Genomic DNA, 22,503 nt, shown 5'->3' with positions numbered 1-22,503 from the left:
CTTGTTGTCTAACCGCCTTTGCGTCTCGATAACATTTGTTCTGCTGGTTTGCTCGTCGGTCACGTGGGCCGCAACACGCAAGCCGGCCTACGCTCCGAACGTCATGATCGCAAGCGCCGACACGCATGCAACGCGTGCCGGACTGCAAATCCTGAAGGAAGGCGGGAATGCCGCCGATGCAGCCGTCGCGGTCGCATTCGCACTCGGAGTGTCGGAAGGATACTCAAGTGGTATCGGAGGCGGCTGCTTCATCGTCGTGCACATGGCGGACGGCCGTTCCGCGGCAATCGATGGACGGGAAGTTGCACCGAGTCGCGCGTCACGGCTGATGTTCGTGCCGCGCAAAGATTCAGATCGCACAGATTTGTCTCTCTACTCCTCGCTCGCGGCGGGTGTGCCGGGTGAAGTCGCCGCGCTCGACTTGCTGGCACAGGACTTCGGGACGTTGCCATTTTCGCAATTGCTGGAGCCTGCGGCATCACTTGCGGACACCGGATTCATCGTCAATGACTACTATTCCGGAGTCCTAAAAGTCTATGCGGACCGCCTTGCGGCTGACCCGGGTTCGCTGGAGGTCTACTTCAACGAATGGGGCGCGCCTTACGCGAGCGGAGAGCGTTTCGTGCAACGCGACTTGGCGGAGACGCTGCGCCGCATGCAGACTCATGGTGCCGCAGACTTCTATTCCGGTGAAACCGCGCGCCGCTTCGTAAAGTTTATGGAGCGAAGCGGGGGAATAATCGGTGAACGTGACTTAGCCTCGTATCGGGCCGTCAGGCTTGAGCCTCTACGCGGAAGCTATCGCGGGTTTGACGTCGTGACCATGCCGCTGCCGAGTTCAGGCGGCGTTCACCTGCTGCAAATCCTGAATATTCTGGAGGGATTTCCGCTCTCTTATCTCGGTGCCGGCTCGTCAGAGGCCTTGCACTTGGTAGCCGAGGCTATGAACCTCGCCTTTGCCGACCGCGCGGAGTTCTTGGGAGATCCGGCGTTCACGCCTGTTCCAGTCAGCGCGTTGATTCATAAGGCATATGCCGACACGCTGCGCAAGGCGATTTCACGAACCTCGCATTTCAGCAATCCCGCGCCCGGCGCCGCATGGGAGTTTCAGTCGCGGATTGAACACCATACGACCCACTTCTGTGTGGTTGATGCCGATGGCAATGCGGTGTCGGTGACTGCCACGGTGAACACTCCGTTCGCAACCGGCATAACTGTTCCGGGCACGGGGATACTCCTGAATAACGAAATGGATGACTTTGTCACCCAACCTGGAAAGGCGAACTACTTCGGGTTGGTCGGCAAGGCAGCAAACGAGATCGAGCCGGGCAAGAAGCCCTTGTCATCCATGACTCCGACTGTCCTCTTGCGCGACGGCAGGCCGTACATGCTGGCGGGCGGAGCGGGCGGGCCAAGAATCATCACGGCGACCCTGCTGGCAATCCTGAATTCGGTGGATCACGGGCTGGACATTCAGCAGTCCGTTGACCTCCCCAGAATTCATGCTCAGTGGACGCCTGATCGCCTCTTCATGGAGCCTGAACACACGTTCGATGTTCAGCGAGGACTCTCCGAACGCGGCCACATCATCGAGATTGGTCCAGCTAAGTCCCGTGTTCAAGCTATTTTGGCTGACACGTTGCGGGGAGGATGGCAGGGCGCCGCCGACAGCAGAGGAACTGGCGCGGCCATTGGATTCTGAGCAATATGTTCGACGCATATGTAATCCGTATTCAGGCTTGTTGACAATCTGCCGAGAGCTTATTATCTTTAGGCTATGTCACCCATAGGAAAATACCCACTCGACATTGGCCCCCTGATTCGTGCGGCCCGCAAGCAAACCGGGATGTCACAGGAGGCACTGGCTTCACTCGTCCACGTCAACCGCTCCTACCTGTCGCTGGTTGAGAATGGCCGTTCATCGCCTACGCTGGAGTTTCTCGAGAAGATATCCTCCGGTCTGAACTTGAGCATCGAGGAGCTAATCCTCGGGCGAGAGGCTTTCCGGCACATCACGTACACTCCGGAACAGGGCTACGTCTATCGCGGCTTGCAGGAGTTTCTCGAGGACCGCGAACAGCTCTTGCTGATGAACCCGACGGAGAGTGAAATTGCGGCCCTGAAAGCCATCCGTCTGCATCCGGATCACGATCCCACCAAGCGCTTCTTTGTGGATGCGTTGCTCGATCTGCGCCGGACTCGCGCGCCGGAATAGCACAATCCAGTTTGAGTCCCAATCAGGAGTGATTCATCGTCATGCTCAGCGTTAGTACGCGTCGGGACAACGACACGTTAATAGTCGAGCTCGCCGGTAAAATGATGGGCGGTATGGAACCAAAGGAGTTTCATACGCTCGTGCGAGATGCAGTGGAAGGTGGCTGCAAGAGTGCCGTCATAGACCTTTCCGACGTCGAATGGCTGAACAGTTGGGGAGTCGGACAGCTCGTTTCCGCATACACCACAATGAAGAATCGTGGCGGGTTGCTGGTGCTTTCCGGTTGCTCTCCGAAGGTCATGACCGTCCTTCGACTAACCCGCTTCGACAACGTGTTCAGCTTCGAGCCTACTGTGACGTCGGCACTCGAAGTCTGCAAGCGGCAGATGCCGCCGGCACATTAAGTTCTCAAGTCCGATTATAGAATTTTAAGATACGGAACCTGCACAAGGAGTTATTGCAACATGAAGGTCAAAACGTCCGATCAGAACGGCATTTATATCGTCGGGCTGTCGGGAAAGATCATGGGTGGACCCGAATCCGCTCAGTTTCACGATGCCATGAAACACGCTCTGGCAAGCAGCCACAAGCGAGTTGTAATTGATCTCGGCGAAGTCGAGTGGATGAACAGCTCGGGAATCGGGTTGCTTGTTTCTGCATACACGACGCTCAAGAATGCCGGTGCCGAAATGAAGCTTGCGCGCACCACCGACAAGATTCAGTCCCTGCTGGTCATCACCAAGCTGAATTCGGTTTTTGATAGTCACGACAGCGTCGATGCCGCCATCAAAAGCTTCAGCTAAATCGTAAATCTCCCTTCGCCTGACTGTGGCTGTTCACTCTCCTATGACTGATTCGCCTCGAGATGTTGAACGGACACTCCAGAGTCTTGACGAACTGGAGCGGCTCGCGAACGAACTGAGCGGTGATCTGGTTGACCAGCACTTGGATCCGGCCAAGGTCGAGTCTTTGGCAAAGCTTACGGAGTCGCTTGCCAAGGCTCGCAACTACCTTCGTCTGCAGGCCGAAATCGAACGCGAGCGTCAGGAATACCGCACACTCGAAGAAGTCTCGCTACGGCTTTCGAGTGCCGCGGAAGTTCGCGATGTACTCCGCGCCATCCTTGAGTCTCTGCGGCAGGTCGTCCGATATGACGCCGCAGGAATCTTTGTTTTCAACCGGGAACTCGGTATTATTGAAGTAGACATGCTTGCGGGCTATCACGGCACGCAGAAGCGCAGAGTCTACTCCAAATTTCAAGAGGGCGTCAAACAGGGGGAAGGCATTGTCGCGACCGTTGTCTTTGCCGGTAAACCGCTCTACGTTCCTGATGTGACAAAGGATCCGCGCTATGTCGAGGTTCGCCCGACCACGCGATCTGAACTTGCCGTGCCGATCTTCGTTCGTGACGAACTGATCGGCGCGTTCAACCTTGAGTCCGACCAGACGGACGCGTTCTCTGTTCGTGATTTGCGAATCTTGAAGACCTTTGCGAGTCATGCGGGTGTCGCGCTGGAGCGTGCCCGTGCGGATCGCCAGCGGCTCCATACGCGTCGAATTGAAGAGGAACTCAATTTGGCGCGCAAGATTCACACCGGCTTCCTTCCCAAGGCGATGCCGGAATTCGCGCCCTATGACTTGGGTGGAATGAACTTCCCTTCGAGTGAAGTGGGCGGCGACTACTACGACTTCATAAATATCACTCCCGACGACCTCGGGATCGTCATGAGTGATGTCGCAGGCCACGGAGTGGCTGCGGCACTCCTGATGGCAAACTTCCGCGCCTGCATTCGCATTGAATCCCGGGCGCATTATGCCATCGAAACCATCCTTGGCCGTGTCAATGAGTTTCTCGTCGAGAGCAACCCTCCCGACAGCTTCGTGACTGCGGTGTACGGCGTACTCAGCCGCAAACACCACGTCTTGACCTACGCCAATGCGGGACACAATCCCCCTTTGCTGCTCCGGGTCGGTGAAGAGATGAAACTGCTCGACAGCGGTGGACCAATTCTCGGTGTTCTTCCTGAAGCGAAGTATGCGGAGAGCCAGATCCATTTAAGGCCGGGTGACTTGCTGGTGTTCTATACGGATGGTGTTACGGAAAGCCGTAACGAGAATGGTGATGAGTTTGGGATTGAACGGCTCGCGGAGTTAGCGCAGCGCTACCGCACACTTTCCGCTTATGAAATGACCCGGCGAATGAGTCATGAAGTGCACGCATTTCAGGCGCCGGATTCGACTGTGGATGATTTGACCTTGTCGATTGTGAAATATGACCCAGCCGTTAAGAACTGAACAACTCGTTATCCCCTCTTCGGTGGATCAAATCGAGAAAGTTGACGAGTTCGTCGAGAGTTGTGCTGCGTCTATGGGATTTGAGCAGGATGCGCTTGCCGATATCGGAATTTGCGTGACCGAGCTCGTGATGAACGCGATCGTCCATGCGCACAAGGAACAGGCGGAAATCCCCGTGCACGTCGACCTTGAGTGTCATCCGGATGGATTGCGCGTGAGGGTTCGCGACCACGGCCCCGGTTTTGACACCGCCTCCGTTCCTGATCCCACTTCGCCGGATCACCTTATGCAGGATCACGGCCGTGGAATCTTGATTGTCCGGTCAATGATGGATGATGTAGTTTGCACGCGGCTTGATGACGGAATGCAGGTGACCTTTTTCAAAAAACTCCAGTGACCGTCGTATGCGCACTGCGATCTACCCCGGCACTTTTGATCCCATCACCTACGGTCACCTTGATGTCATCGAGCGCGCCGCCGCGTTGTTTGAACGAGTAATTGTCACGCTCGCAATTCATTCCCAAAAAGTTCCACTTTTTTCCACGGACGAGCGCCAGAAGCTGATCGAGCAGGCCACTTCGCACCTGCCGGGAGTTACAGTTGGAAGATGCAGCGGATTGCTGGTTGACTATGCACGCGAGAACAACGCGGTTGCCATCATTCGCGGGTTGCGCGCCGTTTCAGACTTTGACTACGAGTTTCAGATAGCTTTGGCAAATCGTATGCTCGCGCCGAGCATCAGCACGGTCTTCCTGATGCCGGGAGAACAGTACACGTATCTCAATAGCTCGATTGTGCGTGAAGTCGCTCGGCTTGGTGGCTCCGTGGAAAGTTTCGTTCCGCGGCACGTCGCCGAGGCTTTGGCCGAGAAATACGGGAAACCCAGATCGTGAACCTGCGGCCGCAGGTCTCGTTTGAGCTGGCTGCGAGTCTTGTGTTTATCGTCACGCCCTGCCGGGCGTTTTGTGTTTTGATGCTCAACCGAACAGTATCTCATTAAGCTTAATTTTACATCATGCGTTTTCCTGCCGAACCCTTCCGCATTAAAGTTGTCGAAAAAATCCGCCGTACGACTCGCGATGAGCGCGAGGAACTTCTCAGACGTGCAGGATTGAATGTTTTTCTAATCCCGTCCGACGCTATTTACGTTGACCTCTTGACCGATTCTGGCACAGGCGCGATGAGTGACCAGCAGTGGGCCGGGCTGATGATCGGCGATGAAAGCTATGCCGGCTCGAAGAGCTTCTTCAAGTTTGAAGCCGCCGTTCGTGATATCACGGGCTTCCCGTTTGTGACTCCGACGCATCAAGGTCGGGTTGCGGAGAATCTGCTGTTCTCGACCATCTGCGAGAAAGGCAAGACGGTTATTGCGAACACGCACTTTGACACTACGCGTGCCAATGTCGAGATGAATCACGCTGTGGCGCTTGACTTGCCAGTCAAAGAAGCGTACGATCCGCAGCTCGGGACCCTTTGGAAAGGCAATATGGATCTCGGCAAACTGGAAAGTGAGCTGAAATCCAATCGTGACAATATCCCGCTGGTTGTAATGACGGTGACGAATAATTCGGCGGGCGGTCAACCGGTGTCCATGGAGAATATCCGTGCGACGTCACGTCTCTGCAAGCAATATGGCGTACCGTTCTTCATTGATTGTGCGCGCTTTGCGGAGAACTGCTGGTTTATTCACGAATTCGAACCGGGTTACAAAGGCAAATCAATCATCGAAATCGCCCGCGAGTTGTTTAGTCACTCAGACGGCTGCTGGATGTCTGCAAAGAAAGATGCGCTTGTCAATATCGGTGGTTTCATCGCCATGAACGATCTTGATCTCGCGCGCAAACTCCAGCAGAAACTTATCCTGATTGAAGGATTTCCAACTTATGGGGGGCTTGCCGGACGAGATCTGGAAGCCGTCGCAATCGGACTCTATGAGGGCATGGAGAGCGAGTACTTGCAATACCGCACTGCGCAAGTGAGATATCTCGGTGAAATGCTGCTCGAGTCCGGCATTTCGATCGTCCGTCCCGTTGGAGGGCATGCCGTGTTCATTGATGCGAAAGCCTTTTGTCCGCACTTACCCGCTGAACAATTCCCGGGAGTTGCGGTCACCGTCGCGCTCTACCGCGAGGCAGGTGTGCGCGGCGTTGAGATCGGTTCACTGATGTTCGGACATCTGGATCCCAAAACGGGAAAGCACGTCGCTCCGCCGCTGGAGCTGGTGCGACTTGCCGTGCCGCGACGCGTTTACACGACCGCGCATATCACCTACGTTGCAGAGTCTCTTGCCGATCTCTACAAGAATCGCGAGAAAATCAAAGGACTGAAGCTCACCTACGAAGCTCCGGTATTGCGGCACTTCACTGCAAGAATGGAAGAAGTCGACTGACCACGGAACCAACAGTCGTTATCACAGGTTGCTCAAGCGGAATTGGCCGCGCCACGGCATTCTGCTTTGCACGTGCAGGGTTTCGAGTGGTTGCCACGGTTCGGCACGAATACGAGCAAAAAATCCTGTTTCAGGAGTTGCATCAATGCTCGCTTGAGACTCTCGTGGTTCGGTGCGATGTCACGCGTGACGACGATTTGCTGGGTTTGGTTGATTCTGCGCTGGAGCGATTTGGAAGTATTGATGTATTGGTCAATAACGCCGGTTACGGGCAGTTCGGCGGCATCGAGTTGGTAACGGCAGCACAGGCAAGGGCGCAGCTTGAAGTTAATACGATTGCGCCGCTGCGGCTTGCCCAACTTGTCCTGCCGCACATGCGGGAAAAGGGTAGAGGGAAAATTATTAACATCTCCTCGGTTGCAGGGCGTGTCGTGCTTCCGTGGGGAGGATGGTATGCGGCGTCAAAGTTTGCACTCGAGGCACTAACTGATGCCATGCGGCTCGAGTGCCGACCGTTCAATGTGCAAGTTGTTTCCGTCTTGTCCGGCCCCGTTCAGACTGACTTTGTCACCAAGTTGCAAATGAGTGAACCCGGTGCCACCAGTCCTGAGTTTCAACACAGGATACACGAACACGCACAGGCACGCCGAAAGCGTTCTCGCGAGGGTGCATGGACTTCGCAGATGACTGCCGAGCTTCTCCTGAGCATAGCCAGGAGTTCCAACCCGCGCACACGCTACGTGACGACGTCAGTCGGTAAGGCCGCCGTCCTATTGCGCAAATTCCTCCCTGATCGATTGTGGGATAGGTTGATTGTTCGAGCTTACGGTGCGCAGAAAATCTTTAACAAGCCGACACCATGATCCGAGCAGTTTTTTTTGACTTTGACGGCACACTGATTGACTCGATGCCTGCACATGTCGTTGCGTGGGAGAAGATTCTGGGCGAAATCGGCATTCAATTGGATGATCTCTATTTTCAGCTGAATGAAGGTGAAAAAGCAGAAGACACGATATCACGGCTGTTGTCTGAGCGGGGTTATGAGTACTCTGCGGAACAGCAGGCCCAATTGATCGAGCGCAAGCGGGCACTCTACCGGTCCTCCGCCCCGAAAGGATTGATTCCCGAAGCTGCAGAACTTGTCAGAGACTTGCGGAGCCGAAACATCGCTTGCGATATTGTCACCGGTTCCATTCGCAGCAATATGGACGCTGTGCTTTCAGAGAGTGAGTTTGGGTTGTTCCGAAGTATCTTTACTCCCGCCGAATATGGCAAAGGCAAACCTGCGCCGGACCCATATCTGACGGCACTGCATCACTCCGGGCTAGATGCGTCGGAGTGTCTGGTGCTGGAAAACGCTCCGCTGGGAATCCGCTCGGCGCAAGCCGCGGGATTGCGCACTGCAGCGATTACAACCACCTTGCCTCCTCGCTATTTGAGTGAGGCGGATCATGTCATCCACCGTTTTGCCGATTTCTTGAACTTACTTTAGCATCGAGGTTCCGATGAGTGCCGAACGCACCTGCACGATTGAACGTCACTTCATAGATCAACAGTCAAAACATCCCGAGGCAACAGGTGAATTGACACGCCTGATGCACCTACTCGCATTTGCCGCCAAGCAGATAACCAAAGAAGTTCGCAGTGCTGGACTCTCGGATATTCTGGGTGTGGCGGGCCATACGAATATTCAGGGGGAAGTCGTTCAGAAGCTTGACGAGATTTCCAATGACATGATCTATCGAGCCATGGATCACGCCGGAGTATTGTGCTGCATGGCCTCCGAAGAGCGGGAGAAGATGATCTCAATTCCTGCAGAGTTTCAATACGGCAAATATACTCTTGCGTTTGATCCGCTTGACGGAAGTTCGAATATTGATGCCAATATCAACGTTGGAACAATCTTCTCGATTCACAAGCGGATTTCGCCGGACGGCACGCCCGGCACGGAAGCAGATTTGCTGCAGACGGGCAGGGAACAGGTGGTGGCGGGATACATCGTTTACGGCAGTTCAACCATGATGGTTTACACCACCGGGCACGGTGTCAACGGGTTCACTCTTGAACCCTCTATTGGTGAGTTCCTGTTGTCACATCCGGACATGCGTATCCCTGAGCATGGCAAGTACTTCAGCATTAACATGGGTAATTACCACTACTGGAGTGAGGGTGTAAAGCGGTACATAGACCACATCATCACACCAGATAAAGAGCGCGGTACTCCGTATTCCTTGCGTTACATCGGGTCAATGATTGCAGACGTGCATCGCACTTTGCTCTACGGCGGAATTTTCATGTATCCCCTTGACTATAAGGACCCCAAGAATCCCAAAGGGAAACTGCGCCTGCTGTATGAGGCCTCGCCGATGTCGATGGTGATCGAACAGGCAGGAGGTCTTTCAACCGACGGAAAGCAGTCCATCCTCGATGTTGTTCCCAAAGGTCTGCACGACCGAGTCCCGCTCTTTGTTGGAGCACGAAGGAACGTCGAAGAGCTGCTCCATTTTCTACGGCAGTATGATAGCTGAGTAGTCTGACAACCGATGGACGACAAAGGCCCGGATTGTCCGGGCCTTTCTATTCTCGTTGCGGGCAGATAGCGGCTACTTCTTCTTTAACTTGATCAGTGCGACGGCACCAATCATCAGGCCTCCAACCCAGTACGGTGCGGAAAGCCCGACGAATTGAAACAATGCCGTTCCGCTTGGCGGGCCGAACACGCGACCGAGCGCGGCAATCGATTGGGCCGTACCCATCGTGAGACCCTGTTTGCCCGGTGGAGCAGCCTTTGAAATCAGTGAATTGATCGTGGGATTCATGAGAGCAGAGCCAATCGCAAGCAGCGGGGCGACCGCTACCAACTGCAGCGTTGACTGCACGAATCCCATAACTCCTAAGCCAAGTGCCATGAGCAGTAGTCCGGTTCTGGCCAAGGGGGCCTCGCCGAACGCACGCACCAGTTTGCCCATGAGCGCTCCCTGCACGATTGCTGAGATGATTCCGACTTCCGCGAGAATCCATCCGACGTGCACCGCGTCAAGCGACAGTCGGTGCTCGCAGAACAGCGCGAAAGTCGCTTCCATCTGAGAAAACGCGTAAACCTGCACGAAAAATACTCCAATCAGGACTCCGAGCATGGGAACAGAAAACAATTCTCGAAGTGAGCTGATGGAAAGCAATGAGCGGTGAGCTCCAATACTGTGTTCAGACTGAGTCTCAGGCAGTTTCCAGTATGCCCAGATGAAGTTCAGAGCCGACATACCGGATGCGACAAGTGCCGGAAATCCGTAACCGTATTTGGTCAAGATGCCGCCTACAGCCGGACCGAAAATGAAACCTAAGCCAAAGGCCGCACCTATCAGCCCCATTCCTTTGGCGCGATCCGCGTCAGATGTTGTGTCGGCGATGTAGGCCTGTGCAGTCGGCAGCGTTGCACTAGAAAGAATTCCAGCCAGAATGCGTGCCACAAACAGCATGAGCAGGCTTTCTGCTAAGCCAAACATCAAGAATGCTATTGCAGATCCCGCCAGGCCAATCAGCAAAACAGGGCGGCGTCCGAGACGGTCCGACAATCGCCCCCAGAGCGGTGAGAACAAGAAGTGCATGGCGCTGTATGACGCCGACAATACTCCAATTGTGAGGAAGCTCGCACCAAAACTCTCCGCATAGAAGGGCAACGCCGGAATGATCAGCCCAAAACCGAGCAGATCGATGAAAATTGTCAGGAACAGAATCGCGAGTTTGGAGTTCATTACTCACCGGTTGCCGTGAATCGCACAATGTAAGGATGTTCCTATCCAGAGTAAAGGCGTTCCCATGCTGAAAGAGCTTGCTTATTCGAGGGTTGCACCTTTGCGCATGGTTTTGTATTATGGCATGTTAGGCGCGAGAGTGGCGGAATTGGCAGACGCGCCAGATTTAGGTTCTGGTATCCGGAAGGATGTGGGGGTTCGAGTCCCCCCTTTCGCACGAATTTCTAAGTTTTGGAGCAAAATTGCAGCTAACAGTTGAAAACAATAGACTTAATGATGTTCAGCATGAGCTGAAGGTCGCCGTTCCTGCCGAGTTCATGCGAGAGGAGCTGGAGCGGGGGATGGAGGCCATTAAGTCACATGCAAAAATCCCGGGATTTCGTCCGGGGAAGGTCCCCAGAAACGTTCTTGTACAGAGGTATGGTCCGGCGGTCACCGAGGACACGATCCAAAGAGTGCTTCAGGACGCCTATCGAACGGCGCTCGATCAGGAGAAGCTCTATCCGATTTCACCGGGGGAAATGAGCGAAATCAACTTTGAGCCCGGACAACCGCTGACATTCAGAGTGGTCGTAGAGATACTGCCTGAGATCCCGTTGCCCGATTTGGCGACTATCGAGGTGGAGCTGAAAGAACCACAGGCCGGTGACGAAGACGTGGTCACGTCGCTGGAGAGTCTGCGCGAGTCGCAAGCCGTGCTTGTGCCCACAGAGGATCCGATTGACGATCACTCGGTGATTACATTTGATTTGCAGGAGCTTGACGACTCGGGATTTCCACTCGTGGGCCGCTCCCAAAAGGACATTACGATTGACATGAGCAGGCAGCAGTTTGGCGAGGATTTTGCTTCGCGAGTCAAGGGGCTGACTTGTGATCAAACCGCTAATGTCGAGTTCAGGCGCGCTGGCGCGGAAGAAGGCAAGCCGATGCGCGCACAACTCACTATTCGCAATATCCAGCGGAAAGAGTTGCCAGAGTTGGATGATGCCTTCGTCCATTCGGTCAATCCCAATCTTGCCACACTGGACGACCTGAAGAGCGATCTTCGCAGATATATCGAAGCCCGTGCCGGTCATGCTGCGCGGCAGCAAATGTTCCGAATGGCTGCCGACGAATTGCTGCGCAAATCGGACTTTCCCGTCCCGCCGCGCATGTTGGAGAACTACCTTGATCGCATGACCGAGGAAGCCGAGCAGCGATCCCATAGCAAAGGCGATGAGTCTGCTCGCGAGAAGTTCCGGAAGGATTATCGTGCATCTGCAATTTGGACCCTGCGATGGTACCTGATGCGCAATCGCCTGATTCAGGAGTTCGATCTCAGGGTGAAGGATGAAGAGATCAATCAGGAAATCGCAAATCTGGCGACACTCGAAGATGAAATGGCGGAAGACTTTAAGCAACGCCTGACACCGGATCAGTTGCAGCAGATTCAGGACGATGTTCAGGAACGCAAAGTCTTGAATTACCTCGAAAACAACATTACAATCAAGAGAGTATCGGTGCCCCTTGCAGAGTTTGAAGGACGCACCGAATCCTCGAGAATCGTTACGGTTTAAGCATTACTTACGCTACAGGAGAACAGATTTCCATGGCCTTAGTCCCCATGGTCGTAGAGCAGACGGGTCGCGGCGAACGCGCGTTTGACATCTATTCCCGTTTGCTCAAAGAACGCATCATCATAGTCGGAACTCCGATTGACGATCACATCGCCAGTCTGATTATCGCGCAATTGATCTTTCTCGCGGCTGAAGATCCGGAAAAGGACATCAGCCTCTACATCAACAGTCCCGGCGGTATTGTCACATCGGGAATGGCGATATATGACACAATGCAGCATGTGAAACCCGACGTTGCAACTATTTGCATCGGTCAGGCTGCGTCGATGGGTGCTTTTCTTCTGGCTGCAGGAGCCAAGGGTAAGCGCAGCATTCTTCCGAACGCTCGGGTCATGATCCATCAGCCTCTTGGCGGCGCGCAGGGCCAGGCCACTGACATAGATATCATGACCAAAGAGATCCTTAAGACACGGGCAAAGCTTAATGAGCTGTTGTCGTATCATACGGGACAATCCCTCGAGCGAATTGAGCAGGACACGGATCGAAACTACTTCATGTCCGCCGAGCAAGCCAAAGAATACGGCATAATTGACGAGATTATCTATCCTCGCAAGCAAGTCAAGAGCTAAGGCACCATCGTGACAGAATCCCGTTTGGAACAGGCATGCTCCTTCTGTGGCCGCAACGAGGCGCAGGTCGCAACTCTAATCAAGCATCAAGACGGCATCGCCATCTGTGATGTCTGCGTTGAGCACGCCCATCAGATTGTTGCGATGTCGCGGGCAGGCCGCAAGAGTGTCAATCTTGCTGATTTCCCGACGCCGCGTGAATTAAAGCGTAAACTCGACGAATACATCATCGGACAGGACGACGCGAAGCGCAAGATTGCTGTGGCGGTCTACAACCATTACAAGCGAATCACTACCGTAGATCAGGCGTCGGATGTCGAAATCGAGAAAGCAAACATCCTGCTTATCGGTCCGACCGGAACGGGCAAGACTCTGCTTGCGCAGACGATGGCACGCTTCCTTCATGTCCCTTTTGCGATTGCCGACGCTACCACACTTACCGAAGCAGGCTACGTGGGGGAAGATGTCGAGAATGTGCTTGTGCGACTGCTGCAGAATGCTGATTATGATGTTGCCCGCGCGGAAATGGGCATCATCTACATTGACGAGATTGACAAAATTGCGCGTAAAGATCCGAATATGTCGATAACGCGTGATGTTTCAGGTGAAGGAGTGCAGCAGGCGCTGTTGAAAATCCTCGAGGGCACTAACGCCAATCTGCCGCCGCAGGGCGGACGCAAGCACCCCGAACAGAAGTTCATTCAAATGAACACGCGGAATATTCTGTTTATTCTTGGCGGTGCATTTGAAGGACTGGAGAAGATCGTTCGGAGTCGCGTGGCCAAGTATCCCATGGGTTTCGGCGCTACCGAGGCGATTGAAAGTGCGACCAAGGAATACGTCGTAAAGCAAGTCAGCTTTGAGGATCTGAATATGTTTGGGCTGATCCCTGAGTTGATCGGCCGCTTGCCCGTAGTTTCGGTGCTCGAACCGCTCTCGGACGAGGCCATGATGCGGATCCTTCTTGAACCGAGAAACGCACTGGTCAAGCAGTATACCAGGCTGTTCGAGATGGAGGGAGTCAAGTTGACGTTCGAACAAGATGCGCTACTCGCAATTATTAGTGAAGCTCGGCGCCGCAAGACGGGAGCGCGGGCATTGCGGGCGATTGCCGAAGAAGCGTTGATGGAGGCTTTTTTCGAAGTTCCAAGCCGAAAAGACGTTAGCGAGGTCGTCATCAATGCGGAAACCGTATTAGACAAGAAACCTGCCCGCTTCGTTGAGTTGAAGAAGAAAAGCGCGTAGACTACTTCGCGCTATCTCTTTCCGGCGTGGCGACGATTTTCTGTTGTCACGCCTTTCTTTTATGTCCCTGCGAGAATCCTCTTTCCTATTTCTCCTGCTGACGTTGTTTGGCATACTGTCCGCACGTGCCAACGTTCCGGCTCCGCCACCTCCGACTTCGCAACAGGATTCAGTGGCCGCGCGCTGGGAAGGCGGGTCCGAACTGACTCGCTGGCTTGGAGGTTATCGCGTGGATGCCGGAAGTGACACGGCTTGGCGGGTGTCATCGAACTCAAGTTGGGTGACTGGTCTGACTCGCGGCCAATCGTCTGCAGGTCGAATTCGGCATGACGCTCGATGGGCGCTCTCTGCTGCGCGTCCGCTTGCGGAACACGTTCGACTTTGGGCAGGTGCCACCGGACAGCATTACAATGACCGTCCGCGAGCCGGAGCGAGCACATTTGCAGGTCAAGACAATCGTTCGCATCTGATTCGTGGTGGAGTTGGTCCGCAAATCGAGTGGACACGCTACCTCTCCACAACTCACAGTATCGGTGCAATTCAGGATTCGCGTGATGACTATGCGGACAACGGGATTGCGAGCTGGCAATCAGCCTTGCTCCAGCATAGAACACTGCACAATCAACACGACGGAGCTCTCAGTTTCGACCATGAAAGACCGGGAAGTCGAGTTGGTTCGGACGGCCGTTTGAACTACAGCCTCGCGCAGAACTATGAGCAGGCGGCTAACCGGGTGCGTTTGCAAACGAGTTGGACGCGACGGAACATGCTTACCGCGCCATCTTTGCCGGATCAGTTTCGAGAAGAAAAAGCGTTGCAAGTCGCTGATGAACTGAATTACGAGGTCGCAGGAAATACCCGTTTGCGTGGTGGTGGAATCGTCCGCTACTCAGACACGCGTCTCGATGATCGGATGGGGAACGTTTCGCGGCTTGAAGAAGTGGAGTCAGGTTTGAACGTCGCGCTTGACATGGTTCAAGGCAAGCGCGAGGGCACGCTCTCCGCCGAGTTGCGCACGGTTTCGCAGAACGTCAGAGGGGAAATTCTGTCCGGCCGCAAAGTTGTCCTCGGGGCATTGGGAGCGACTGATACAGGACCCTCGAGGTTGACTTTGCAGGCTACTTTCAGTAAGTACTCGCTGGATACACGATCGGAGTTGAATTACGACGACCGTGATGAGCTGTCGTGGCGGTTTGACGGCGGGGTTAGGACACGGCATTCGCCCGCGCTGACCTCGCATGTTCAGGCTCTGGTTGACCTCAATCATCTGGTCTATATCTTTGCAAGAAACAGCGCGAATAATCGATGGACGAGATTACTTGTCCTGTCAACGCGATTCGTGCACACTCCTTCCTCCTCCGTTATCCACGTGCCCGATTTCCGAATCAGTGCAAATTATCAGGCATACGATTTCGAAACGAATCCGAGGCAGGTTCGTTCGACCGTCTTCCGGAAACTTGCTTTAGGTGATAGCGTGGCATGGATGTTTCGTGCTCCATGGAGCGTGACGCTTGCCGCGAGCGCTTCGCGTGAAGAGTTGGGCCGCCTTTACTGGCAGGAATTCGAACAGGAGCGCAGTGATCAAACTGACGTGTTTTTGTCCGTGATTGAGTTTTCGAGAAAGTTCCCGAAAGGCGGTGTAACAGGCTTGGGTGTGGCTTACAGTACTCGCCGTGGCGACCGCTTTGAATTCGAGAAACCGCGAACCCGTGTTCAGGACATAAGAACGTGGGGACCTACGGCGCGAGTTAATCTGAATTCGCGAGGGTGGTTCTGTCAGGGTGCTGCGCAATGGGTGATGCAATCCGAACTCGGCCGCGCAGACCGCGAGTTTATCTCCGGGTCGTTAACTGCAGGGCGCACATGGTAAAGCTAATGCACGGGGAGTTTGTGTATGTGGGCGACGCGCAGCGCGATGGTGACGTCTTCACGATTCCTGCTGAAGAAGCGCATCACTTAATGCGTGTACGACGCAGAAGGGTGGGGCAGGAGGTCTATGCTACCGATGGGAGCGGGAACGTCTATCGGTCACTGATTGAATCTCCGGAGTCGATTCGCGTCATCGAGACGCTTGCGAACTTTGGTGAATCGTCCCTTAGAGTGACGCTCGTTTGCGGGTGTTTGCAAGGTGATGCATCGCGCGAGGTCGTCAATACAGCCGTTCAGTTCGGTGTCAGCGATTTGATTTGGGTGAGAATGATGCACAGTCAGGAAGTGTATACCGCGAATAAGCTCGAAAGACTCAGGCGAGTGGCCATTCAATCCTTGAAACAGACAGGCCGGGCACGCCTGACTCCGCAAGTTCAGCATGAAAGCCTTCAGGAATCCCTTGAGCCTGTCTCCGATCATCAACTCTGGGTCGCGCATCCTGCATCAGGAACAGGCTCGCTTCCACAGTCGCTGCCAACTTCACCCTGTGCCCTAATTGTCGGTCCGGAGGGAGGCTTTGCGGAACAGGAGATCGAGTTCCTGAATCGCGCTGGCGCGCGATTTCTGACGCTCGGTCCTCGCAGGCTGCGGACGGAGGCTGCCGTGTCTGCAGGATTAGCGTTTCTGTTGACCCGGTCAGATGAATTCCGGTGCTGATCCATTCTTCATGAGATGCAGAAGGCCGAACTTCCGTTCGGCCTTTTACTTTTTGGGATCTCTTGATAAGATGTAGGCGATGTCACGCAGGACTCTTGCAGAATTGTAATACCCTTCGTCTATTCGCTTGCGAATCTTGCGATACAGCAGGCACTCGTTGCTCCGATTCTCCGGGACTAACGATAAATCGACATCTTTAGGTCTGTCGCCTTCGCGCCTTGGGCGGTATTCGTCGTGTTCATTCATTCGCGTACATGGCCTCCACTTCAAGTATCGGCGCAAATCATGCGAACTTGACGAACTAAAAAGACCGGTCATTACCGGTCTTTGGGTCCCAGAATGCTGATGAATTGTTTTAACAGACCCTTGTCAATCTCTTCATACATCTTGTCGCGAATGAAAGTTAACGCTTCATACCCACGCATCGCGGGCTTGTAAACGCGATGTGAAGTTAGTGCGTCGTAGATGTCTACCAGCGAACAAATACGGGTCTCCACAGATATTTTCTCGGGAGGCAGCCTCCTCGGATAGCCACGGCCATTCAGTTTCTCGTGATGGGAGTGGATGATGTCAAGAGCGACCTCGCCCACTTCAAGATGTGGTCGCATCAACCCGACGCCATGTTCCGGGTGTTTCTCAACTTCCTTCATTTCAGATGTAGTCAAGACCCCTGACTTGCGCAGAATTTGAGTGGGGACTCTGCATTTGCCGATGTCATGAAGTAGAAACCCCATGGCCGCTTCCTTAACGCGGGCCTCCGGTCCGTACAATTCAAGAAGCAGAGCTGTCGCCATTGTTGCCACATGCACCGCATGCGAATATAACGAGTAGTCCAGTGAAAATTCTGCGGCAAGGGTCCGCAGAAGTGCAGGCTCCAGTGCAAGAGCCTCGACGGTGTGTTCAACCATCGTGCGGTTAGTTTTCATGAGCATTGGCGACTCAGGACGGGTAAAAGTCGCTTGCACCAATGCCGTGGTGGTCTTATAGAGCACGGCTGACCGCTGTGCGGGTGAGGCTCCCTCGTCGCGAAGCGCTTCCCCTACTGTGCGGTCCACGAAACTGAAATACGACCCCGCATCCTCGTCCGTCACGTACAGAAACTGTACCCCGCGCTCAATCAGCTCCTGACGCTTCTGTTCGGTTAAATCCAGGTCTGCGGACTTGAACAGTACGTACTTCTGCCCACCGCGCGTAGGCACGCCGAGGAACAGGTCGAAGTGCGCACCCTTATCCGCACGCAACGTTGCCAGCGGAGCAGGATGATAGATTCGCGTTAAGCTGTCAGTTTCCGTATCCAGCAGGTGGGTCGCCATTGCTCGCCTTTGGTTCATAGCAAACAACTCTAAGCGCGCAAAGCCTGTGCCCTTAAAGCGAAAGGCCCACAACAAGATTGCTGTGGGCTGATCTGTGAGAGCGGCGGGATTCGAACCCGCGACCATCGCCTTAAAAGGGCGGTGCTCTACCTACTGAGCTACGCTCTCCTCCCTGATAACATCATGCACTCTGCACGAAGTCATCTGCGAGGTTTTCCTATCGCAACACTATCGTCTGTTCGCGCGATGCTCCTACAGAGACGATTGATACCGGTACGCCTGTGAATTCCTCGATGAAGCGCAAGTAGTCCTGTGCGGCGCGGGGAAACTCTTCCCATCTCGTCGCCCGATCCAGACTCTCTGTCCAGCCCGGAAGTTCTTCATAGACCGGCTCAATCGTGCTTAGTATGCGGCTGTCAGACGGAAAGTTCCTGTAGATTCGTGCGCCGTCGTCATAGGACGTGCAAACCTTAATGGTTGGCAATCCGGTCAAGATGTCGAGTTTTGTGACCGCCCAGGAATCCACACTATTAACACGTGCGGCATAACGAGCGGCTACGCCGTCAAACCAACCGCAGCGCCGCGGTCTTCCGGTTGTTGCACCGTATTCGTCACCCTTTTCACGCAGCCGATCCTGCTCATCGCCGTCCATGATTTCAGTCGGAAATGGACCTTCACCGACACGCGTCGTATATGCCTTAACGATGCCTATCACGTGATCGATTCGTCTCGGGCCGATCCCCAATCCTGTGCAGGCTCCCCCAGCCGTAGGATTGGAGGAAGTGACGAACGGATAGGTCCCCATATCTACATCAAGCAACGTTCCCTGAGCACCCTCCAGAATTACGTTCTTTCCGGCCCGGATGGTCTCATCCAACAATACGGAGACATCCTTCACGTACGGATCGATACGCTGATCGAAAGCGACGTACTCTTCGACAATTGCTTCGACATCGAGCTCCTGAGTCGCATAGACCTTCGAGAGGAGCCGGTTCTTCTCTTCAACATTTGCACGAATCTTCTTGCGCAACAAGTCACGGTCAAGCAGGTCCACAATTCTAATACCCACTCGTGCGACTTTGTCCACATACGCCGGGCCGATTCCGCGGCCGGTCGTACCGATCTTCACACGCTCGCCCTGAGACTCGTGAATGCTGTCAAGAAGCTTGTGATAAGGCATGATCAGATGCGCCTGATGACTGACGAACAGTCGGCCTGTCAAGTCTATCCCAGCCGCCTCGAGCAATTCAATTTCGTTCAGGAGAGCCGCAGGGTCTACCACCACTCCGCCGCCAATCGCGCAAATGGTGTTCGGCCGCAGGATACCGGCGGGCAACAGGTGCAACACAAACTTCCGGCCATTCTCAATGATCGTATGGCCGGCATTTGCGCCGCCCTGAAAGCGGCACACCACGTCGGCACGCTCGCTCAGGTAATCTACTATCTTGCCTTTGCCTTCGTCGCCCCACTGAGCGCCGAGTATCACTGTTACCACGACTCGTTCCCTTCACAAAAACAAAGCCCCGCTCTCGCGGGGCTCGCGAGATATGTCGAGCAGGTTACTTTTTCTTGCCCTGAAGTGCTTTGCGCTCTGCCCACTCCAACACCGCAGGCGCCGCAACGTATATTGATGAGTATGTTCCTGTCACGACTCCGACCAGCATAGCAAAGCTGAATCCTCTCAATACCGGTCCGCCGAAAATGAACAGCACGAGGATAGTCAAGAACACTGTGAGCGAGGTAATAATTGTGCGCGACAGCGTCTCGTTGATGCTCTGATCCATGATTTCCGACAGTTTTGTTTGCCGGAGCTTCTTCAAGTTTTCGCGAATCCGGTCAAAGATTACGACCGTGTCATTCAGGGAGAATCCGATCAAAGTCAGAAATGCTGCAAGGACCGAGAGGCTGATTTCATAGCCGAAAAACATGAAGAATGCCCATGTGACCAGCACGTCGTGCAGCGTCGCGATGATCGCTCCTACTGCATAGGCGAACTCGAAGCGCCAGCTAATATAGATGAGCAAAAGCACAAGCGCAACTGCCGCGGACAACATGGCCTGCTGACGCAATTCCTTGCCAACTTTAGGGCCGACGACCTCTATGCCGCGCACTTCCCAGGCATTGCCCGGAAACGCCGAAGTCAAACGCTTGCCAATGGTATCTTGAAGCGCCTGTACAGACTCGGTGTCCTTCATGCGAATCAAGATGTCGTCCCGCTCGCCAAGACTGGATACGGTCTTCACTTCTCCCACGTCGAGCCCTGACAAGGCCGAACGCACTTGACCGTCGGTCACGGCCTGCGCAAATCGAACCTGAACGTCCAAACCGCCACGGAAGTCAATTGACCAGTTTGGACCCTTCACCACCGTCATGACCAAACCCGCCACTATTATCGCGATGGATACCGATATCGCTTTCCAGCGGTGCTTGACGAATTTGTAATTGCTGTCCTTGAAAAACTGGATCATTAGATGCTTAAGGTTTGAACTTGACGGCGGCCAATCCACAGGTCATAGACCAAACGGGTAAAGAAGATCGCCGCAAAGAGATTGATGAGAATACCAATGGTCAATGTCAACGCAAAGCCCTTAATCGGACCCGTGCCGTAAATCAACAGCACGACACCCGCGATAGCCGTCGTTACGTTGGCGTCAATGATCGTGACAATCGCGCGCTCGAAACCGGCGTCAACTGCCGCCCGCACCGTCTTGCCCAGCCTGAGTTCTTCTCGAATGCGCTCGAAGATCAACACGTTTGCATCCACCGCCATACCAATCGTGAGGATAATACCCGCTATCCCCGGCATGGTCAAAGTGAACTGGAATAGCGCGAGCGCGGCCAGCAGCAAGAAGATGTTCAGAATCATAGCAATGTCGGCAATTCCGCCGGACATCCGGTAGTAGAACAACATGAACAATGTTACCGCGAGGAACGAGAGCATCAAGCTGAGCTTGCCCGCCTGAACCGAGTCCGAACCTAATGACGGGCCTACTGTGCGCTCTTCCACCACGTTGACCGATGCGGGAAGCGCACCGGCACGAAGAACAATAGCGATATCGCGAGCTTCCTCCACATCATCCAAACCGGTGATGACTGCCGAACCTCCCGAAATCTTCTCTCGAAGGTTTGGTGCCATGTAAATCTTGTCGTCGAGCACAATGGCCAAACGGCGACCCACATTGGCACCGGTTACGCGCGAAAAGACTCTGCCGCCTTCGCGGGTGAATTCAATCTGCACAATCGGCTTGCCCGCTTGATCCGGATCATAGCCGCTGCCCATCGTAGAGCGCGAGTCTGCAAGCTTGTCGCCCGTCATTTCGGCGCGCGACTTGACCAGATACAAACGCCAGTAGTCCTTGGCGTCCGTGCCGACTTTTTCCGGCCGCGCAGACCACACGAACTTCAAGTCGCGGGGAATGTATCGTTGATTTTCAATCGCGTTGATGTATCGCGTGACCTGTCCGCGATTCTCTGCTGGAACCAGAATGTCCCCGGTTCCGCCGACGAGTAACGACAGGAATGGGTTCTCTTTGTTCAGGGCCGTGTCGCCCGTTTGAGCCTCGGTCTCTGCGAACAAATCTTCAGCGGAACGCGACGTGTCGGAGGAAGCAGTATCCTTCGCCAAGGTGTCGGTCGATGCAACATCAGCAAGGCTGGTGTCCACGGATGTCGTATCCACAAAACTCGTGTCGCCGCGCATCCGACGGGCGATCGCATCGTCCAGCGCCGTTAAAACTTGTTGCGTGCGATCCGTCTCGGCAAGCAGATTGAACTCCAACAACGCAGTACGGCCGACAAGCTGCCGTGCACGCAGGGGGTCCTTGACGCCCGGCAATTCCAGCGCGATACGCTGTGAGCCGAGTTTGCTGATGGACGGCTCGGACACGCCAAACTGGTCCACACGATTTCGCAGAATCTCGAGAGAGCGGTCAATGGCATCGCTGGCAGTGGAGCGAATCTGCGACAACACGTCGTTGTCTGACTGCCCCGGCTCACCCCAATAGCGGCTGAGCGAAATGTTCATGCTGCGCGCCGTCTTCTCGAGCGCATCGAACACTTCAACATCCGGGTCTTTGGATGATGCCCGAACTTGTCGCATTAGCGCCTCGTATTGGTCGTCCTTGCCTTTGGCGCTGTTGTCCAAGAGCTCAGCGAGGTCCACCTCGAGAACGAGATACATACCCCCCTGCAAGTCCAAGCCACGCTTGATGGCAAGACTGCGGTTGGCTTGCAAAGCACTGGCAAAATCGCCGCGCAAGTAATTCACTTGCTCGATGGCCGACGCTTTGTCTGCTTCCGGAAGGTCAGATTGCTGAATCTCTCCAATGAGGTCCACCTCATCACGATAGATGTCCAGCGCAAGTCGTGACACAGGGATGCCAGACGTTGATGCGAGCTGCATCAGCAACTCGTCTTCTTGCTCGCTCAACTGCTCATATCGCATTGTCGGATACAACATGTATCCGGCCAACACAATGAGAGCAAGTATAACGATGATTCTAAACCGATACTGCTTCATAACT

General features: G+C 54.4%; 22 protein-coding genes and 2 tRNA genes. 17 read left to right on the top strand and 7 right to left on the bottom strand.

Annotated elements, in window-relative coordinates:
- The first annotated feature begins 4 nt into the window (after window positions 1-4).
- From ggt to fbp, 11 genes are all read left to right on the top strand, one after another.
- Window positions 5-1,702, top strand: a complete 1,698-nt coding sequence (gene ggt, locus KJZ99_03345; GenBank protein MCL4304922.1) for a gamma-glutamyltransferase — start codon at window positions 5-7, stop codon at window positions 1,700-1,702.
- Window positions 1,703-1,846: 144 nt separating this feature from the next.
- Entirely contained in the window at window positions 1,847-2,215 is a 369-nt protein-coding gene (locus KJZ99_03340; protein ID MCL4304921.1) for a helix-turn-helix transcriptional regulator, read from the top strand.
- Between the two features lie 41 nt (window positions 2,216-2,256).
- Window positions 2,257-2,619 (top strand): STAS domain-containing protein, encoded by a 363-nt coding sequence (locus KJZ99_03335; GenBank protein MCL4304920.1) that lies wholly within the window; start codon window positions 2,257-2,259, stop codon window positions 2,617-2,619.
- 60 nt (window positions 2,620-2,679) lie between these two features.
- Entirely contained in the window at window positions 2,680-3,018 is a 339-nt protein-coding gene (locus KJZ99_03330) for an STAS domain-containing protein (GenBank protein ID MCL4304919.1), read from the top strand.
- 43 nt (window positions 3,019-3,061) lie between these two features.
- The gene (locus KJZ99_03325; protein MCL4304918.1) at window positions 3,062-4,510 is read left to right on the top strand and encodes a SpoIIE family protein phosphatase; all 1,449 of its coding nucleotides are present in this window, start codon (window positions 3,062-3,064) and stop codon (window positions 4,508-4,510) included.
- A complete protein-coding gene (locus tag KJZ99_03320; protein ID MCL4304917.1) occupies window positions 4,488-4,907 on the top strand; it encodes an ATP-binding protein in 420 nt (139 codons plus the stop codon). Before KJZ99_03325 ends, KJZ99_03320 begins: the two co-directional genes overlap by 23 nt.
- Window positions 4,908-4,914: 7 nt before the next feature.
- Window positions 4,915-5,403, top strand: a complete 489-nt coding sequence (gene coaD / locus KJZ99_03315) for a pantetheine-phosphate adenylyltransferase (GenBank protein ID MCL4304916.1) — start codon at window positions 4,915-4,917, stop codon at window positions 5,401-5,403.
- A gap of 122 nt (window positions 5,404-5,525) precedes the next feature.
- Window positions 5,526-6,899, top strand: a complete 1,374-nt coding sequence (locus KJZ99_03310; GenBank protein ID MCL4304915.1) for a tryptophanase — start codon at window positions 5,526-5,528, stop codon at window positions 6,897-6,899.
- Complete coding sequence (locus tag KJZ99_03305; GenBank protein MCL4304914.1) at window positions 6,860-7,762, top strand: SDR family oxidoreductase; 903 nt, start codon at window positions 6,860-6,862, stop codon at window positions 7,760-7,762. The genes KJZ99_03310 and KJZ99_03305 overlap by 40 nt, the downstream gene beginning before the upstream one ends.
- Entirely contained in the window at window positions 7,759-8,391 is a 633-nt protein-coding gene (locus KJZ99_03300; protein MCL4304913.1) for an HAD family phosphatase, read from the top strand. The genes KJZ99_03305 and KJZ99_03300 overlap by 4 nt, the downstream gene beginning before the upstream one ends.
- Before the next feature lie 13 nt (window positions 8,392-8,404).
- Window positions 8,405-9,427 (top strand): class 1 fructose-bisphosphatase, encoded by a 1,023-nt coding sequence (gene fbp, locus KJZ99_03295; GenBank protein ID MCL4304912.1) that lies wholly within the window; start codon window positions 8,405-8,407, stop codon window positions 9,425-9,427.
- Between the two features lie 75 nt (window positions 9,428-9,502).
- On the opposite strand, the gene KJZ99_03290 is transcribed toward fbp, so the two are convergent.
- Window positions 9,503-10,651, bottom strand: coding sequence for an MFS transporter (locus tag KJZ99_03290; protein MCL4304911.1), 1,149 nt, complete (start codon window positions 10,649-10,651; stop codon window positions 9,503-9,505).
- 133 nt (window positions 10,652-10,784) lie between these two features.
- Between KJZ99_03290 and KJZ99_03285 the strand changes: the two genes are divergently transcribed.
- The 6 genes from KJZ99_03285 to KJZ99_03260 all read left to right on the top strand — a co-directional run bounded on the left by KJZ99_03285 (window position 10,785) and on the right by KJZ99_03260 (window position 16,667).
- Window positions 10,785-10,868: transfer RNA gene (locus tag KJZ99_03285), tRNA-Leu, on the top strand.
- 25 nt (window positions 10,869-10,893) lie between these two features.
- Window positions 10,894-12,207, top strand: a complete 1,314-nt coding sequence (tig, locus tag KJZ99_03280; protein ID MCL4304910.1) for a trigger factor — start codon at window positions 10,894-10,896, stop codon at window positions 12,205-12,207.
- A gap of 32 nt (window positions 12,208-12,239) precedes the next feature.
- Entirely contained in the window at window positions 12,240-12,836 is a 597-nt protein-coding gene (clpP, locus tag KJZ99_03275) for an ATP-dependent Clp endopeptidase proteolytic subunit ClpP (protein ID MCL4304909.1), read from the top strand.
- Between the two features lie 9 nt (window positions 12,837-12,845).
- The gene (gene clpX, locus KJZ99_03270) at window positions 12,846-14,081 is read left to right on the top strand and encodes an ATP-dependent Clp protease ATP-binding subunit ClpX (protein ID MCL4304908.1); all 1,236 of its coding nucleotides are present in this window, start codon (window positions 12,846-12,848) and stop codon (window positions 14,079-14,081) included.
- Between the two features lie 61 nt (window positions 14,082-14,142).
- Window positions 14,143-15,951: a hypothetical protein gene (locus KJZ99_03265; protein ID MCL4304907.1), complete on the top strand. Its 1,809-nt coding sequence runs from the start codon at window positions 14,143-14,145 to the stop codon at window positions 15,949-15,951.
- A complete protein-coding gene (locus tag KJZ99_03260; GenBank protein MCL4304906.1) occupies window positions 15,945-16,667 on the top strand; it encodes a 16S rRNA (uracil(1498)-N(3))-methyltransferase in 723 nt (240 codons plus the stop codon). Before KJZ99_03265 ends, KJZ99_03260 begins: the two co-directional genes overlap by 7 nt.
- A 45-nt stretch (window positions 16,668-16,712) precedes the next feature.
- On the opposite strand, the gene KJZ99_03255 is transcribed toward KJZ99_03260, so the two are convergent.
- The 6 genes from KJZ99_03255 to secD all read right to left on the bottom strand — a co-directional run bounded on the left by KJZ99_03255 (window position 16,713) and on the right by secD (window position 22,499).
- The gene (locus tag KJZ99_03255) at window positions 16,713-16,913 is read right to left on the bottom strand and encodes a hypothetical protein (GenBank protein ID MCL4304905.1); all 201 of its coding nucleotides are present in this window, start codon (window positions 16,911-16,913) and stop codon (window positions 16,713-16,715) included.
- 71 nt (window positions 16,914-16,984) lie between these two features.
- Complete coding sequence (locus KJZ99_03250) at window positions 16,985-17,998, bottom strand: HD domain-containing protein (GenBank protein MCL4304904.1); 1,014 nt, start codon at window positions 17,996-17,998, stop codon at window positions 16,985-16,987.
- Between the two features lie 77 nt (window positions 17,999-18,075).
- Window positions 18,076-18,148: transfer RNA gene (locus tag KJZ99_03245), tRNA-Lys, on the bottom strand.
- 49 nt (window positions 18,149-18,197) lie between these two features.
- Window positions 18,198-19,475, bottom strand: coding sequence for an adenylosuccinate synthase (locus KJZ99_03240; GenBank protein ID MCL4304903.1), 1,278 nt, complete (start codon window positions 19,473-19,475; stop codon window positions 18,198-18,200).
- A gap of 64 nt (window positions 19,476-19,539) precedes the next feature.
- A complete protein-coding gene (gene secF, locus KJZ99_03235; protein ID MCL4304902.1) occupies window positions 19,540-20,448 on the bottom strand; it encodes a protein translocase subunit SecF in 909 nt (302 codons plus the stop codon).
- Window positions 20,448-22,499 (bottom strand): protein translocase subunit SecD, encoded by a 2,052-nt coding sequence (secD, locus tag KJZ99_03230; protein ID MCL4304901.1) that lies wholly within the window; start codon window positions 22,497-22,499, stop codon window positions 20,448-20,450. Before secD ends, secF begins: the two co-directional genes overlap by 1 nt.
- Between the last annotated feature and the right edge of the window lie 4 nt (window positions 22,500-22,503).

Source organism: bacterium, from assembly GCA_023382385.1.
Taxonomy (GTDB): Bacteria; Electryoneota; RPQS01; order RPQS01; family RPQS01; genus JABWCQ01.
This window is presented reverse-complemented; position numbering and strand designations above follow the sequence as displayed.

Coding starts and splice junctions, on each gene's coding strand:
- KJZ99_03340 (MCL4304921.1), top strand. CDS start 1,847: ATGTCACAGGAGGCACTGGCTTCACTCGTCCACGTCAACCGCTCCTAC.
- KJZ99_03335 (MCL4304920.1), top strand. CDS start 2,257: ATGCTCAGCGTTAGTACGCGTCGGGACAACGACACGTTAATAGTCGAG.
- KJZ99_03330 (MCL4304919.1), top strand. CDS start 2,680: ATGAAGGTCAAAACGTCCGATCAGAACGGCATTTATATCGTCGGGCTG.
- KJZ99_03325 (MCL4304918.1), top strand. CDS start 3,062: ATGACTGATTCGCCTCGAGATGTTGAACGGACACTCCAGAGTCTTGAC.
- KJZ99_03320 (MCL4304917.1), top strand. CDS start 4,488: ATGACCCAGCCGTTAAGAACTGAACAACTCGTTATCCCCTCTTCGGTG.
- coaD (MCL4304916.1), top strand. CDS start 4,915: ATGCGCACTGCGATCTACCCCGGCACTTTTGATCCCATCACCTACGGT.
- KJZ99_03310 (MCL4304915.1), top strand. CDS start 5,526: ATGCGTTTTCCTGCCGAACCCTTCCGCATTAAAGTTGTCGAAAAAATC.
- KJZ99_03300 (MCL4304913.1), top strand. CDS start 7,759: ATGATCCGAGCAGTTTTTTTTGACTTTGACGGCACACTGATTGACTCG.
- fbp (MCL4304912.1), top strand. CDS start 8,405: ATGAGTGCCGAACGCACCTGCACGATTGAACGTCACTTCATAGATCAA.
- KJZ99_03290 (MCL4304911.1), bottom strand. CDS start 10,651: ATGAACTCCAAACTCGCGATTCTGTTCCTGACAATTTTCATCGATCTG.
- clpP (MCL4304909.1), top strand. CDS start 12,240: ATGGCCTTAGTCCCCATGGTCGTAGAGCAGACGGGTCGCGGCGAACGC.
- KJZ99_03265 (MCL4304907.1), top strand. CDS start 14,143: ATGTCCCTGCGAGAATCCTCTTTCCTATTTCTCCTGCTGACGTTGTTT.
- KJZ99_03260 (MCL4304906.1), top strand. CDS start 15,945: ATGGTAAAGCTAATGCACGGGGAGTTTGTGTATGTGGGCGACGCGCAG.
- KJZ99_03255 (MCL4304905.1), bottom strand. CDS start 16,913: ATGAATGAACACGACGAATACCGCCCAAGGCGCGAAGGCGACAGACCT.
- KJZ99_03250 (MCL4304904.1), bottom strand. CDS start 17,998: ATGAACCAAAGGCGAGCAATGGCGACCCACCTGCTGGATACGGAAACT.
- secF (MCL4304902.1), bottom strand. CDS start 20,448: ATGATCCAGTTTTTCAAGGACAGCAATTACAAATTCGTCAAGCACCGC.
- secD (MCL4304901.1), bottom strand. CDS start 22,499: ATGAAGCAGTATCGGTTTAGAATCATCGTTATACTTGCTCTCATTGTG.